This is a genomic window from Bacillus cereus group sp. Bc010, assembly GCF_027716745.1.
Taxonomy (GTDB): domain Bacteria; phylum Bacillota; class Bacilli; order Bacillales; family Bacillaceae_G; genus Bacillus_A; species Bacillus_A pacificus.
In genome coordinates this window covers 15104-31711 of the sequence record NZ_JAQFUY010000040.1, presented here as the reverse complement: position 1 = coordinate 31711, position 16608 = coordinate 15104, and the positions used below count along the sequence as shown (strand labels likewise).

Here is a 16608-nt window from a genome sequence, read left to right as displayed (position 1 = left end):
GTTTATTTGATTCTTCTTTCTGCTTCTCTACTTCTTCCTCTGCTTTACTTCCTTCTTCTTTCGGCTTCTCTACTTCTGTCTCTGGTTTATTTGATTCTTCTTTCTGCTTCTCTACTTCTTCCTCTGCTTTACTTCCTTCTTCTTTCGGCTTCTCTACTTCTTCCTCTGCTTTACTTCCTTCTTCTTTCGGCTTCTCTATCTCTGATTCCGGCTTACTCGCTTCTTCTTTTGGTTTCTCTACTTCCGCCTCTGCTTTACTTCCTTCTTCTTTTGGCTTCTCTACTTCTTCCTCTACTTGGTCTAATTTCTCTACAATATTTTGTACAACTTCACCACTAAACCATATAAGAAGCCCAAACTGCTTAGTTCCATCAAAAGCAAAATCGTATTTCTTCTCACCTGTTGTTGTCCATACGATAGTGCCATCATCTTCATTTAAGATTCCGCCTTCACTTTTCAGATTAATATCTTCAAGTGGTTCACCTTCTACATCATGAACTGGAATTTTCACTACTTGATTTACTTGTGCATCTTCTAATTTAATCTTCTGTCTTCTAATATCAATTGTCGACCACTGAGATAGTTGGATAATCGGTCTTACATCTTGAATTTCATTTCCAGGAAGTTTTAAACCAATTAATTCTAACATTGAAGAAAACACAGAAATATCTTTAATTTTATTATCCGATAAATCTAACCACTGTAAATTTGCTAATTTACTTAATGGCGTTACATCTACTACTTTATTTCCTATAATTTCAAGTGAGTTTAATTTATTTATATTGCTGATTTCTTCTAAACCACTAATATTATTATGATTTACTACTAATTTGTCTAATTCATTTAATTGAGAAATTCCTTCCAAATCAGCATTTCCAATTTTATTATTGGATATATTCAAAATCTTTAAAGTGTTTATTTTGAATAATTCTTTAGCATTTTTAACATTGTTATTGCTTATATTTAAATTTTCAAGTTGTGTTAATGAACTTATCGGCTGCATATCTTCAATTTCATTATTGGATAAATCTACTATTTTTAAATTTCTCAAACTCGAGATAAAACTCGTATTTTTCAATCCAAAGTTCTGTAGCGTAAGCTCTTCCAGATTTGTCATAAACTCTATTCCACCAACATCTGTTATTCCTTGCTTTTCTCCATCAGCCATTTTAAATTTCTTAATTGTTAATAAATCTTCCTTTGTAATAGGCATATCTAAATTTTTTCTCTCAAAATTATGTTTGTTCATATATCGTTTTAAGTTTTTATCTTTGATTACATTGTCACTTTCTTCACGTTGTTCAACAATTTTTTGAACTACCATTCCATGGAATCTTATTTTGCTTTCAGCAGGAGCAGCTTCTAACTTAAATTCATACATTTTTTCACCTAAACTATCCCACTTTATAAATCCATTTGCAATACTTCCACTCTCACTCTTCCATTGAATTGTTTGAATAGGATCGCCTTTTAAATCGTATACAGGAATTGCAATATTACTATTTATATAACCTTCATCTAAAAAAACTTTTTGCCTTTGGACATCTATGCGAATTTTTTCACCCAATTCTTGTATAGGTCTTATATCACGAATCTCATTTGTTGCAAGCTTTAAATCATATAAATTCTTCAAATTGCTCAACGATGTTATGTCGGAAATATAATTTTCTTCTAAGTTTAATGCTTGTAAACTAGTTGATTTAGATAATGACGCAATATCTTGTATTTCATTATTTTTAAGGTTAAGTTCAGCCAAACTATCCAGTTTACTAATCGGTTCAATATTTTCAATCCCATTATTTTCAGCAGCTAAGGTACTTAACTTATTTAATTGCTCAATACCTGTAAAATCACTAACCTGATTAGAACTAATATATAATTTTCTTAAATTTGATAATGTATACAGTGGCTTAATATCTTTAATTTTATTACTTGTTAAATCAATTGTTCGAATTTTTTTCAGCTGATTTAACGGTGTTACATCAACAATTTTATTATTTTGTAAATGAAGTGTGTCTAACCTCTCTAGGTTTGCAATCGGTTCAATATTTTCAATTTTATTACCGGAAAGATTAACTTGTTTTAATTTCTTCAAATGTGAAACTGCCCCTATATTTCTCACTTCAGATCCTTCTAGCGTTAACTTCTCTAGATTTTCCATATTCTCTAAACCTTTTAAACTACTAATCCCTTGGCCAGAGTATATGATCAATTCTTTTACTTCAGCTAAGTCTTCTTTTTTTATAGGTTCGTTTACATCCTTTCTGTTTAATGCATATTTATTAATAGCTTGTTGTAATTTTTTATCTACTATTACATTTTGTGTTCCATCATTTTGTTGTTGTTCTTGTTCATCTTCATTATCTTCTATATCATCATCTTCTACGTATGTTTTTAAGTTCACATCAAAATCTATTTGGAAGTTCTTATCATAGCCTAAAGTTGGAATTAAAATATGCATTTGCATACCGTATCTTTTTCCTAATTCCTTCACCTCAAACTGTATAACTTTCGTCCCATGCTTTCTTTTATCCTCTGATAATACTTTCACATCTTGGAATACACCTGGATTGTTCACATCTTCAACCTTAAGATATTCAAAGAAATCACTATCTTTTAATGTCGCCGTAATAATCCTTTTTCCATTTTCAATCGTTAATTTAGGATTTTTTATATAAACTGTTGCGTATGATTCTTCATCTGAATTTTGTTTGTATGCTTTAATCACAGCATCAAAAGCATATTTACTTACATTCTGTCCAGCCTTACTTTCTGCCGCTACAGTGGACGCCAATGCCGGCGTTGAATATACCGCAAACGGCAACGATAACGTCGCCGCTATTAACATTGCATTTATATGTTTTCTTTTATTTCTTTTCAACTTTACATCTCCTCCAAAATATATAATTCAAAATGTAATCATTTCTCGAATAAATGATAATGATTTTCATTATCATTGTCAACTAAAAAAATAAAAAGTTTACAAAAAAATAACCCCTTAAAAAGGGGTTATGCCATTTTCTCTCCTGATTCTTCTCTAAAAAAGCTCTTCATCGCATGGAATACATCTGCTTTTTGCTTTAAAATATAATATCTGAAGTTTTCATCTTTAATATTTTTATAGGCTGACATGAGGGTACTATGGCGGTTGTACTGATTCACTTCCCCATACCCAAACATATTACACTTCTTCATTAATTCTTCAACAAGTTTTACACATCTAGCATTATCTGAAGTTAAATTATCACCGTCTGAAAAATGGAATGGATAAATATTATAGCGGTCTGGTGAGTATTTATTATCAATTAGCTCGAGTGCTTTTTTGTATACAGAAGAACAAATTGTTCCGCCACTTTCTCCTTTTGAGAAAAACTCTTCCTCTGGAACTACTTTTGCCTCCGTATGATGGGCAATAAATTCAATATCTACTGTTTCATACTTTGTGCGTAGAAATCTCGTCATCCAGAAAAAGAAGCTCCGTGCCATATATTTCTCCCATATTCCCATCGATCCACTTGTATCCATCATCGCTAATACAACAGCTTTTGAATCTGGCTTTAACACTTCATTCCAAGTACGAAACTTTAAGTCTTCTTGGTGAATCGGATGAAAAGATGCTTTACCACGCATCGCATTTCGTTTATATGCGGATATCATCGTTCTTTTCTTATCAATGTTGCCCCATAATCCTGTTTTTCTAATGTCATTAAATTCAACATGCTCAATTCGGTTTTCATCCATTTCTTTTCTCTTTAAATTAGGTAATTCTAATTCTTTGAAAAATGCTTGCTCTAATTCTAAAATAGAGACTTCAGCTTCATAATAATCTTCTCCAGCCGCATCCCCTGCTCCTTGCCCTTTTCCTGGTCCTTTTTGCTTTTGACCACCTGATCCATCTCTCGCAACGACATCACCAACTTTGCTGTCACCATTTCCTTGCCCAACGTGTTTGTTTTTATCATAATTGTACCTAATCTTATATTCATCTAAAGAACGAATCGGTATTTTTACAACATCCTTACCATTAGACATAACAATGCTTTCTTCTGTTACAAGATCGGGTAAATTATTCTTAATTGCCTCTTGTACTTTCTCTTGATGGCGTTGTTGGTCGTCATATCCTTTGCGATGGAGGGACCAGTTTTCCTGTGAAATCGTATAATTTGGTTGGTTTTCTTCACCCATTTCTTTCCCTCCTTACTGTAATTGTCTTCCTATATGAACAGTAAGCTAGAAATTTTGTTTTATACTGTGCCAGCTAGAATGAAAGGTAACTGCCCATCGAAAATCATCCCATAAACATATATAACGTTTTTCATATAATACTCCGAGCATCCTAAACAAAATTTTGCCACTCACATACTAGAAAAGAATCATTCAGCCTTTGATAAGAAAGAAACACAATGCATAGTTGCACACATTTACACTTTGCAACATATTGTATTGTGTTGGCTTTTTTCGTATGAATGGTTGGTTACTCTATCATATGCATATTGTAAAAATAATTGACAATAAATTCATAAAATTGCATCTTAATTTATTATATTTGGACAAGGTATGACACTTTACACATATGAATGGATAATAAAACGCTGTCCCGCAAAATACAAGAGACAGCGTTTTGTTATCAAACTATCGGTTTAGCAGGCTACCTACATAGCGTAATAATTCATTCGCAGATGAAGAATTATAGCCGTGCTCATCAATTAAGCGTGCAACAACATCATTAATTTTCTTAAGCTGATTTTCGTCTGGTGTTTTCGTTGATGTTGTAATTTTCACTATATCTTTTAAATCAGCAAATAGTTTTTTCTGAATTGCTTCGCGAAGGCGCTCATGTGAGTTATAATCAAAGCGTTTTCCTTTACGCGCATAAGCAGAAATGCGAATTAAAATTTCTTCACGGAATGCTTTTTTTGCATTTTCTGAAATTCCAATTTGCTCCTCAATTGAGCGCATTAGCTTTTCATCTGGACTCATTTCTTCACCTGTTAATGGGTCACGTAATTTTGATTTATTGCAATATGCTTCAACGTTATCTAAGTAATTATCCATAAGTGTCTTCGCTGATTCTTCATATGAATACACAAATGCTTTTTGTACTTCTTTCTTCGCAATTTCATCATATTCTTTTCTTGCTAATGAGATGAAATTCATATAACGCTCTCGATCTTCATTACTAATTGACGGATGCTGATCCAACCCGTCTTTTAGCGATCTAAGTACATCTAATGCGTTAATAGATGGTACCTCTTTTCGAATAATTGTAGAAGAAATTCGGTTAATCACATAACGAGGATCAATACCGCTCATGCCCTCATCTTGATATTCACGTTGCAGCTCTTCTATATCAATCGCATTATAACCTTCTACCGTTTCTCCATCATATAAACGCATCTTTTTAATTAAATCAATATCCGGACGCTTCGGATCTTTTAAACGAGTTAAAATTGTAAACATTGCTGCAACGCGAAGTGTGTGTGGCGCAATGTGAACATTGGACACATCACTTTCACGAATCATTTTTTCATAAATATGTTCTTCTTCACTTACTCGTAAATTATATGGAACTGGCATTACAATAATTCTTGAGTGTAATGCTTCATTTTTCTTATTTGCTATGAAAGAGCGATACTCCGTTTCATTCGTATGCGCTACAATTAATTCATCTGCTGAAATAAGCGCAAATCTTCCCGCTTTGAAATTCCCTTCTTGCGTAAGCGATAATAAATGCCATAAAAACTTCTCGTCGCATTTTAACATCTCTTGGAATTCCATCATCCCACGGTTTGCCTTATTTAATTCCCCATCGAAGCGATACGCTCGTGGATCTGATTCTGAACCATATTCTGCGATTGTAGAAAAGTCTAGACTACCTGTTAAATCGGCAATATCTTGTGATTTAGGATCAGACGGGCTAAATGTACCAATCCCTGTACGGCGATCTTCCGAGAAGAAAATACGCTCTACAACTACATCCTCAATTCTCGAACCATATTCTTGTTCTAGACGCATAACGTTGAGTGGTGATAAATTCCCTTCAATTCTAACTCCATACTCATCAAAGAAATCATCCCGTAAATGGTGCGGAATTAAATGAAGTGGATCCTCATGCATTGGGCATCCTTTAATTGCAAAAATTGCTCCTCGATCTGTTCGTGAATATGTTTCTAATCCTCGTTTCAACATCGTAACTAATGTTGATTTCCCTCCACTAACAGGACCCATTAATAATAAAATACGTTTTCTAACATCTAATCGTTTTGCAGACGGATGAAAATATTCCTCTACAAGACGTTCTAAAGCATCCTCTAACCCAAATAGCTGATTACTAAAGAAGTTATACTTTCTTCTACCATCAACTTCTTCAATTCCAGCATCTTTTATCATATTGTAAATGCGAGAGTGTGCTGTTTGAGCCACCCATGGTCTTTCCTTCACAAGCTCCAAATACTCCGCAAACGTACCTTCCCATTGTAAGCGTTCTTCTGCTTCTCGATGCTGTTCAATTTTTTTTAGAATATCCATTATAGCTCCTCCCCCATCTCCTTGTTCAATCGGATTATTATAAAAGGTATGCTAGGATGTCCTTAAACATTCTTTAAATCAAAATGAAATATACAGTAGTGCTATAAAATTCTCTCCAAAATTCAAAGAAAATTCTGTATAATATAGGTATTAAAGTTTTTACACCTCTATTCATTTTAAATAAATTCTTTTCTTCCAAGAACATTACATACATTTCGATTCATATTTCAGATTCGTAAACTGAAAAATAGGAGGGATATTAGTATGAAATTATTATTAATTTTAGGTGTATCACTCACATTTCTTACAGCTATTTTTACATCTGGTTACAATGATAAACCCGGTACACATAAAAAGTGATGTGCTTCTTAGCACATCACTTTTTTTATCAATTATTTATAATACACATTTTCCACATCATATTTTGATAAAGGGCGGCTATAATAATAACCTTGTACAAACTTCACATTCTTTTCCTTCAAAAATTGTATTTGTTCCGCTTTTTCTACCCCTTCTGCAATTACATTCAATTCCAACGTATGAGCTAAATGAATAATTGCAGCCGTAATATTCGTATCGCGTTCATCTACATGTATGCCTTCCATAAAAGAACGATCAATTTTTAAAGTATCAATTGGATACGTTTTTAAATAACTTAAAGATGAATATCCTGTACCAAAATCATCTAAATGAATCTTTAAATTTTGTTCTTTTAATTGTAGCAATACTCTTTTCGATATATCTTTATGTATAAGGGCTCCTTCTGTAACCTCTATCGCTAATAAATGGGCTGGTACATTGTACTTATGTAAAGCTCGTGTAATCATCTCTATTAATGTAATAGAGCGAAAATGCCTGGCTGAAATATTAACTGCAATTGGGACAACTTCATATCCTTTATTTAACCATTCGCGTATTTGTCGACACACTTCATTTACTACCCATTCATCAAGCTTAATAATAAATCCTGTTCTTTCTGCTAGCGGAATAAATTGGTTGGGAGAGACAAATCCTAATTCTTTATTCTCCCATCTTATTAAAGCCTCCATACTAGCTATTTTTTTCGTTTCAATATTAATTTGCGGCTGATAATATAAGAAGAATTCATTTTTTTCTATAGCACGATGTAATTGGTTTTCTATTATAAATCTTTGTTCACGCTCACAATCTAACCCGCTGCAATAAAAATGATAATGCCCTTTTCCTTTTTCTTTTGCTTTTTCCAAAGCAGCATCAACTCTTTGGAATAATATTTTTTCATCTTCTCCATCTGTTGGAGCCATTACAATTCCGATTGACGCACTTAAATACACGTCCTCTTCTTCGATTACAAAATGTTCACTAATCCTTTTCAGTATGTTTTTGGCAACTCCCTCTACACGTTCTTTCGTTATATTTTCTATTAACATAACAAATTGATCATCGTGTTCTCTAAATAAGTGCATACCAGCTATTTCAAAACTGCTTAAACATTCTGTAACTTTTTGTAATACTTTATCTCCTTCTTTATGGCCAAAAGTATCATTAATAAGATGAAATTCATCTAAATCTATAAAAACAAGCGCAAACTCTATATTATCATTCAACAAAGTATTTAACTTATTTGCACATGAAATTCTATTCATTAATCCTGTTAACTGGTCATAGTAAGCTAAATATTCCGTTCTCATCTCATTTAATACTTGCCTTGTAACATCTCTCGTAACAATATATACTCCAACAATTTCACCATTTACAATAATCGGAATCGTCCTCAGAGAAATATATAGCTCGTACCCTTCTTTATGAATATACTTCTTTGAAACAATTTGCTTCGCTTTTCCTTGCATGGATCCTTTAAATATACTTTGAAAATCTTTTTCATATTCTTTATTAATAAATTCAAAGATAAATTTATTATTTAATTCTTCATATCGATATCCAAATATTTCATACGTTGCTGGATTCGCGTATGTAATTCTACCTATAGAATCTATAGATATAATGGAGTCATTATTATATTCTAGTAATGACTTAAATAACATTTGTTTTTCCTCTATTTCAATCTTCTCCTCAATTTGAGCTGTAATATCCCTCGTAATACAAATAATAAACTGACATACTCCTTCTTCATCAAATACAGGATTAAGTGAAGATTCATAATGTAAATTACCAGTTGGTAAACTAACTACATCACAAAAGGTATGTGCTTTTACTTCGCTCGCTACTTTTGCATATTGCACTTGCAATATTTCCGCCGTATCTTTCGGCAATACTTCAGAAAACGTTTTTCCATAACATTCTTCGCTTAGCTTTGCATAATCCATACCTATCTTATTTACATAAATATATGTAAAGGTTTCATCATCCATAACTTTCACAATAAATACTAAATCTTGAATAGCATGTAATAATCCTCTTCTTATTAAATCCATATCTATCATACTTAAAAAGGTATTTTGATTACGATATTGTTCCTTCATATTTATCTCAACCTGTCTGATCTATTTTTATTCATATATCACCATTCTATATGACTATGTACCCTTTTTTAAATGTATGATTCCATATTTATTTTTAGAAAAAAAGTCGCCATATGGCGACTTTTAATAAACAATTTCTAAATCTAATCCTGGATAATTTTGTTGACGGAACGCTTCATAAATTAAAATAGCTGCTGTATTTGATAAATTTAATGAACGCACTTTATCAGTCATTGGAATACGTAAACAATGATCGAAATTTTCTTCGATTACATTAGCTGGTAAACCGTTCGTTTCTCTTCCAAATACAAAGTAGTAATCCTTCTCACGTTTACTATAATCAAACGCTGTATGAGCTTTCTCGCCATACTTTGTTAAATAGAAGAACTCACCGTCTTTATTTTTCTCATAAAACTCTTCAATTGAATCATAATACGTAATTTTCACGTGCTGCCAATAATCTAATCCTGCACGCTTTAACATTTTATCATCCGTTGAAAATCCAAGCGGTCTAATCAAATGCAATTCTGTTCCAGTTGCTGCACAAGTACGAGCAATATTTCCTGTATTTGCTGGAATTTCTGGTTGATATAAAACAACATGTACTCCCACGCGATATTCACCTCTGTTTTTTGTCTACTACGTATTATACCACTTGAGCGAAAAATCTCTACCCATTAATAATATGAAAGAATTTATATTTCATTTGTGGTGTATATTTACTAGAATCTTCATAGTTCCAATAACGCCGACGGCTATTCGCTGAATGTGCATTTACAAGTGGCATACCATCTGCGTCTTTTGCTACTACAATCGTCGTATGATTCCACCTACCATCATCCTCGAAATCATAAGCGATGACATCACCAAGAATAAGGTCCTCTGGCCTTTCTACAGCTTCAGCTCGAAGTCCTGATGTAGCACCTGACAAATACCAATAAAAAGAGTGTGCAACAGCCCAGCTCCAACTCCACTGATTCTCCCTTTGCCACCATCCTTTGCGAATATTAGGATATCCATTCATTGGTACTTCTCCAGTATGAAGACATTGAGAAATAAAATTCGTACAATTATCAGGGAAATTACGATATGCAGGGTTTCGATCATCCCACCAACGCTCTGCATATTTAACTGCCTCTAAACGGTTGTACTGATAGGAACCGTACTTCTCTTTTGTAACTTCCCTTTCTAATGTCTCACTCATTCCAACTGCTTCTGGCACTTCAATAGCATAATCACCTATTATCCGGCTATTATTTAAACAAACTCTTCGTTTTAATTGTTCCTCTTCAATATAAAATAATTCTTTATGCTTAATTAAATATTTAAAATGTATTTGATAATCAATTTCTTGATGATTGCTATTATTGAATTGCCTCATAAAAGAAACGTCCGCAGTTGCTTTTACTATCTCTACATTACGCTTTTGAAATAATTGTTTCTTTCTCTTTGCTATTTGTAATAAATCTTCAGCAATACCATCTACATTTGTTCGTTTCTCTGTTATATATGCTAAAAAGTGTTGGACTTGCTTTTCAATATTTATTTTTACAACCATTTCGTCTCCCTCCCATATTACAATATGAAAAAGGGAGATATTATCTACTCTTTTTTCTGCGCTAACAATTCAAGTCCGCGATTCATTTCATGAAGAACCTCTTCGTCTTTCTCACGTTGCATCGCTTTTTCAATAGCTTCGCCCACGCCGTCTCCACCAATTTTCCCAAGCGCCCACGCTGCTGTTCCGCGAAGTACTGGTCTTGGATCGTCTTTCATAACACCAATTAAATCAGGAATTGCTGATGCCTCTTTAAAATGCGCAAGTGCCAAAATTGCATTTCGTTGCAACGGTTTTTTACCTCTCCATGAACCAGACATAATTCCATATTTCTCTTTAAAATCACGATTGCTAATTGTTAAAAGTGGTGTTAATAACGGCTTAACTAACTCAGGATCTGGTTCCATCTCAGGGTGATTATGAAAATCCATTCCTTTATTTTTCGGACAAACTGTCTGACACGTATCACATCCATAAATACGATTACCTATTTTGTCGCGATACTCTTCCGGTAGGAATCCTTTCGTCTGTGTTAAAAATGCTATACACTTCTTCGAATCTAACTGTCCTCCTTGTATTAAAGCACCTGTAGGACAAATATCAATACACTTTGTACAGCTCCCGCATTGATCTTCTATCGGCTGATCTGGTGGGAATGGAACGTTTGTAATCATTTCTCCTAAATATACATACGAACCAAATTCAGGTGTAATAATAGAGCAGTTCTTACCGCTCCATCCAATACCAGCACGCTCTGAAACAGCTCGATCGCTTAATTCACCCGTATCAACCATTGACTTAACTTCTATATCGGGAAGTTTTTCGATTAAATATGCTTCTAATTTCTGCAAACGATCTCGTAAAACTAGATGATAATCTTGTCCCCAAGAAGCACGACAAAAAATTCCACGGCGTTCTCCACGCTTACTTAATGGTGCATTTTTTAATTTTGAAGGATACGCTAATGCAATCGCAATAATTGATTTTGCACCAGGTAATAAAAGCTGTGGATTCGTTCTCTTTTCTATATCAGGCTCTTCAAATCCAGATTGATAATTTAATTGTTGCTGCTGGATTAACCGCTGCTTTAATTCTTCAAATGGTGAAGCACTAGCAAAGCCTATTTTATCTATACCAATCGTTTTACTATACGCAATGACATCTTGCTTTAATTGTTCAAAATCCATTCCTAATCGCCTCCTCAGATGAATCCATCCTTTATGTAACGATCTATTGGTTAGCAATTCACTTTTGGAATACTATTCTTTACTTCTATTTTCGCATAAAATACTGTTTTCCAAACATTAAAAAACGCAATGCCTCGTTTATCTCGGAAACGAAACACTGCGTTGATCACAATTTATAGAAAAACATTTAATAAAATTTGGAGCGGGTGAAGAGAATCGAACTCTCGACCAGAGCTTGGAAGGCTCTTGTTTTACCACTAAACTACACCCGCAAATATGAAATACATATAAGATATTAGAATAACTTATGTAAAGTAGTATAGCATGTAAAAAAAGCGGAAGCAAGAATTTTATCGAAAAAAGTCGAAAAAGTGATGAGTAGCTCATCACTTTTTCAATTCTTTATCAATCGCCTTCTTCATACTATCGAAATCAGGATTTGCAAGATTTCCGTTTATATATACTGAAGGAGCACCTTGAACTTTTAATTTTTGAGCACGATCTGAATCTTTACGTACTTTTTCTTTTATTTCTTTACTGTGTAAATCTTTCTTAAATTGATCTACATCAACTTTCGGAAGCTTCTCTTTCACAATGTTAAGAAGTAATTCTTCTGTAATCCATTCTTCCGTATCTTTCTTTTGACTTTGATAAATCTCATCATAGAAAGTCCAGAATGAATCTTTATCTTGTTTATAAATTGCTTCACCAGCTGCTGCACCTAAATCAGAGTCTTTCCCAATAAACGGAAAATTAATAAAGTATAACTGCACTTTACCTTTATCAATATACTCTTCTTTTAATCGTGGCAATACTGTTACATCCCAAGTACGACAAGCAGGACATTTGAAGTCTCCAAATTCAACTACCTTAACCGGAGCATCATCTTTCCCTAAAGATTGTTGTGTGGAATAAGCAAACATCTCATTCCCTTTATCTTTTTTGTCATTTATGATGCTATACGCAATCGTTCCGATCACAATCAATACTGCAATGGAAAAAACTATACCAAGAGCCATGAGTTTGTTCGATGATTTCATATACATTCCTCTTTAATTTCATATTCTGTATACAGCATTGTACACAATACACATAATATCAACACTTATATACGTCACGCAATGAACACGCTCACATAAATTACAAAAACACAATAATTGTGACGATATTGTGTCACGATTTGTCACAATTTATTCAAAAAAAAGAAGCTCCTATGTAGGAACTTCCATTAGCTTACTGCTTTTTCACGAGCACTATTTAACATCGACTGCTCTGTTTTTATATCATGACGAATGACTAACTTCTCACTAACTGCTTGCACATACTCATCATGATTGATATAGCCTTCTTTCTCCATCAATCTCAAAACGACATTTCGTCTCTCTACGGCCTTATCATAATTTTGTACCGGTGAGTAATAAGCAGGTGCCTTTACTACAGCAGCCATCATTGCACTTTCAGCCAATGTTAATTGGCTCACCTTTTTACCAAAGTATAGGTTTGCTGCTTTTTCAATTCCCCATGCTCCTTCTCCGTAATAAATATTACTTACATATAATTTTAAAATTTCATCCTTTGTAAATGTACGTTCAATTTTTTTGGTATAAAAAATTTCTTTCCACTTGCGAGAAAATGTACGTTCATTCGTTAAAAAAGCATTTTTTGATAACTGTTGTGTAATTGTGCTACCACCTTGCACAACACCACCAGCTTTTATATTCTCAACAGACGCTCTGATAATCGCTATATAATCTAAACCGTTATGATGATAAAACCTTTTATCTTCTGTTGCAATAAATGCATGTGTTAATGATTCTGGCACCTCTAACTTAGCCGGTACATGTAATTTACTAATATCACTTTTCTCGATCATTACATTTCCAATGAATAATAACGCGAAACTTAACAATAATAATAAAATAATGGCTTTATACAAAAACTTAGTCATTGGATTTAATGCAACTTTTTGATGATAGTTCACCCTAGATAATACTCGTTCTTTCATCTTAAACACCTCTTTTCCACACAGCGTATAATTCTTACTTTAAGAATACCTTGTTGTAAAAAAATATCCCATCGATTTCTCTTACACATACCTTACATCATTGTAAGGTATAAGGTGAAACTTTAATCAGAACGCACCAATCTGATTGCCCGGCAAATAGTGGGATAAAAAAGTATTGTATCACAGTCCTTTTTTATCTACTATTCATCTGAAATATTGAATATAGATTATGCTAAACCAATAACAGATTAAATCTTAAGGCTATTATACTTTCTATATTAAAGCACTCTATTTTCATTATATCATCTACCAATATATATACTTTTGAGTATCTAGTAATCTAAATGTATATAATATATCATACATTATAAAGAACAAACGTTCTTAAAATCAATACTAACACTATTATTATTTTGACCTTTTTCTTAAACAGTATACAAAAAAGAGTAGTGATTTGATTGTATCTCAAACCGGCTACTCTTTTCTTTACAATCTTCCTATTAAGTTATATGGCTGCACTTCCCACGTTTCATACGGAATACAATGTGTTGCTCTCATCGCATCAAGCGTTCTGGATTTCATATGAGGACGCGTTATGTACTCATCTATGTTCTCTTCATTTAAAGCAACAAATTTAGCCTCTTGTATTTCTTCAGGCTGAATTTGTATTTCACCGCTCACGTATGCCACTTTAAAAACAACAGCTAGAATGTGCATGGAAGCATTATAGTAAACTCCTGTAATACCGATAGGCTTCACCGTTAATCCTGTTTCCTCTTTTATTTCCCTACAAATTGCTTGATCGAGCGCTTCTCCTTCTTCTACCTGTCCTCCTGGCAACTCCCATGTATCCGATCGCCAATGTACTTTAGCTAATAACACTTCGTCTTTTTCATTTGTTAAATAACCTGCTACAGCAACGATATGCTTTGGTGTTTTATGTTCCATATTAAGCCTCCTAGCAATAATGAATATTTCACATATCCCTATAAGCATATTCCCTGTCTACAACAAAATACCTTTACTCATTCATCACCTTAATGAAATTCATAAAAAGAAGCCCCTATCCGTTAAATGAAAAGGGGCTTCTATCGTATTATTCTCCTAAGTCTACGTTGTGGTAAACTTGTTGCACATCTTCTAAATCTTCTAATGCATCAACCATTTTTTCAAATTGTGCTTGTGCATCTTCAGGAAGTGTTACATCGTTTTGTGCAAGCATTGTTAATTCAGCAACTGTAAATTCTTCAACGCCAGCATCTTTAAGAGCAGATTGTACTGCATGGAATTGATCTGGTTCAGCATACACGATAACAGCATCTTCTTCTTCAAGAATGTCACGTGCATCCACATCTGCTTCCATTAAAATCTCAAGAACTTCATCTGATGTTTTCCCTTCAAGACCGATAACAGCTGTTGCATCAAACATGTAAGCTACAGAACCGTTTACACCCATGTTACCACCGTTTTTGCTAAATGCAGCTCGTACATCTGCTGCAGTACGGTTTACGTTGTTTGTAAGTGTATCTACAATTACCATAGCTCCATTTGGTCCGAACCCTTCATAACGAAGCTCGTCATAATTTTCTTCTGAACCACCTTTTGCTTTTTCAACTGCACGATCGATAATTGTTCTTGGAACATTGTATGTTTTCGCACGTTCTAATACCACTCTAAGCGCTTGGTTTGATTCCGGATCTGGCTCGCCTTGTTTTGCCGCTACATAAATTTCACGTCCAAATTTCGCGTATATACGGCTAGTATTTGCATCTTTTGATGCTTTTTTATCTTTAATATTATTCCATTTACGACCCATACTTTCCACTCTCTTTCCGGTTTTAAATCTACATAAAAATATTAATATGAAATATCATGTGTGTTCAACACATTTTTAAAAGAAATATAAAAAGTTCATTTTTGATTCATATTACAGACATAATATAAATCACTATCATTTTGTTCTTTCGACAAGTTATATTATACATGAATTGCTACATTTATCACGAATTTTAGAATCATATAACATAATTTAGCAAAAAAATCCTACCATTTCTGTTAGCATTTTTCACATCACCGATACCAATTTCCATAATATTCCCTTACTTCTTTTCTATTGTTGTATAATTAAAATAGGAAAAAATTTGAAGGTAATATAGAGGGGGAGAATTATGACACATTCAAATGAGAAAAAAACACAGGGGCTTAAAGGGATAGGAGAAAAGCTAAATCCAACTATCTATCAAGTGCGATTCATGAAATTAGATGAACCAATTCAATTTGAGTCGTTTCCTGAATTAAAGGAATTGGGGGACTGGTTGAGTACTTCAACGCACATGTGGGCGTGCCACTCAACTATGTACAAGTACAACAAAGAAGAGTTTAAAAAGAGGTTTTTAGAAATTACAAACTTAACCGTTGATCATGTACTAATATCTACTGGTGGTGTCGGATTTAACTTCATGTCACCAGGTTGGAGAAATTCTCTATAAAATTATGAAATTATATAAAGGGATAATTCTTTTGTTTGCTCCAACTATAAGTACCATTTCATCAACAAATTATTTGTGCTTATTTTATGATGAAAACAAAAAAGACTCTACACCAAGTGTGTAGAGTCTTTTTTCATGCCGTTCGTGATACCGATGGTCGGGGTCGAACCGACACTCCCGAAGGAACACGATTTTGAGTCGGTTTTTTCCGTTATATCATAATTTATTATCATTTATTTACAGTCATATTAAGTAATTCTACAGTTAATTGTAGGGTGTCACAGTTAGCCTGTTCACACGACTACTATATACTTTACAGTATAGTTCTAGCAGACGAGATTTTCAATATATTTTTTCTACTAGCATATAATTTAACATT

General features: G+C 33.4%; 12 protein-coding genes and 1 tRNA gene. 1 reads left to right on the top strand and 12 read right to left on the bottom strand.

The genetic code is table 11. The features are described 5' to 3' along the window. From PDQ68_RS25390 to PDQ68_RS25335, 12 genes are all read right to left on the bottom strand, one after another. Positions 1-2881: leucine-rich repeat protein (locus tag PDQ68_RS25390; protein ID WP_270787053.1), on the bottom strand; the 2881-nt coding region annotated here is incomplete at its 3' end. Between the two features lie 128 nt (positions 2882-3009). After that, complete coding sequence (yhbH, locus tag PDQ68_RS25385; protein WP_000503513.1) at positions 3010-4185, bottom strand: sporulation protein YhbH; 1176 nt, start codon at positions 4183-4185, stop codon at positions 3010-3012. Between the two features lie 447 nt (positions 4186-4632). Beyond that, positions 4633-6528: a PrkA family serine protein kinase gene (locus PDQ68_RS25380; RefSeq protein WP_270787051.1), complete on the bottom strand. Its 1896-nt coding sequence runs from the start codon at positions 6526-6528 to the stop codon at positions 4633-4635. A 392-nt stretch (positions 6529-6920) separates the two neighbouring features. Continuing rightward, positions 6921-8990 (bottom strand): sensor domain-containing protein, encoded by a 2070-nt coding sequence (locus PDQ68_RS25375; protein ID WP_048533006.1) that lies wholly within the window; start codon positions 8988-8990, stop codon positions 6921-6923. A gap of 123 nt (positions 8991-9113) precedes the next feature. After that, the gene (trmL, locus tag PDQ68_RS25370; protein WP_000538147.1) at positions 9114-9602 is read right to left on the bottom strand and encodes a tRNA (uridine(34)/cytosine(34)/5-carboxymethylaminomethyluridine(34)-2'-O)-methyltransferase TrmL; all 489 of its coding nucleotides are present in this window, start codon (positions 9600-9602) and stop codon (positions 9114-9116) included. A gap of 58 nt (positions 9603-9660) precedes the next feature. Then, complete coding sequence (locus PDQ68_RS25365) at positions 9661-10548, bottom strand: amidase domain-containing protein (RefSeq protein ID WP_061183653.1); 888 nt, start codon at positions 10546-10548, stop codon at positions 9661-9663. A gap of 44 nt (positions 10549-10592) precedes the next feature. Continuing rightward, positions 10593-11735, bottom strand: coding sequence for a tRNA epoxyqueuosine(34) reductase QueG (gene queG / locus PDQ68_RS25360; RefSeq protein WP_000345218.1), 1143 nt, complete (start codon positions 11733-11735; stop codon positions 10593-10595). Between the two features lie 198 nt (positions 11736-11933). Next, a tRNA-Gly gene (locus PDQ68_RS25355) sits at positions 11934-12007 on the bottom strand. Positions 12008-12121: 114 nt separating this feature from the next. Then, positions 12122-12775 (bottom strand): DsbA family protein, encoded by a 654-nt coding sequence (locus PDQ68_RS25350; protein WP_000842720.1) that lies wholly within the window; start codon positions 12773-12775, stop codon positions 12122-12124. A gap of 188 nt (positions 12776-12963) precedes the next feature. Further along, entirely contained in the window at positions 12964-13740 is a 777-nt protein-coding gene (locus PDQ68_RS25345) for a transglycosylase domain-containing protein (protein ID WP_000664712.1), read from the bottom strand. Positions 13741-14226: 486 nt separating this feature from the next. Continuing rightward, entirely contained in the window at positions 14227-14688 is a 462-nt protein-coding gene (locus PDQ68_RS25340) for an NUDIX hydrolase (protein ID WP_000400448.1), read from the bottom strand. Positions 14689-14836: 148 nt separating this feature from the next. Further along, positions 14837-15556: a YebC/PmpR family DNA-binding transcriptional regulator gene (locus PDQ68_RS25335; RefSeq protein ID WP_000532946.1), complete on the bottom strand. Its 720-nt coding sequence runs from the start codon at positions 15554-15556 to the stop codon at positions 14837-14839. 352 nt (positions 15557-15908) lie between these two features. On the opposite strand from PDQ68_RS25335, the gene PDQ68_RS25330 reads away from it, so the two are divergent. Beyond that, the gene (locus tag PDQ68_RS25330) at positions 15909-16229 is read left to right on the top strand and encodes a DUF3884 family protein (protein WP_061183652.1); all 321 of its coding nucleotides are present in this window, start codon (positions 15909-15911) and stop codon (positions 16227-16229) included. The last annotated feature ends 379 nt before the right edge of the window (positions 16230-16608 follow it).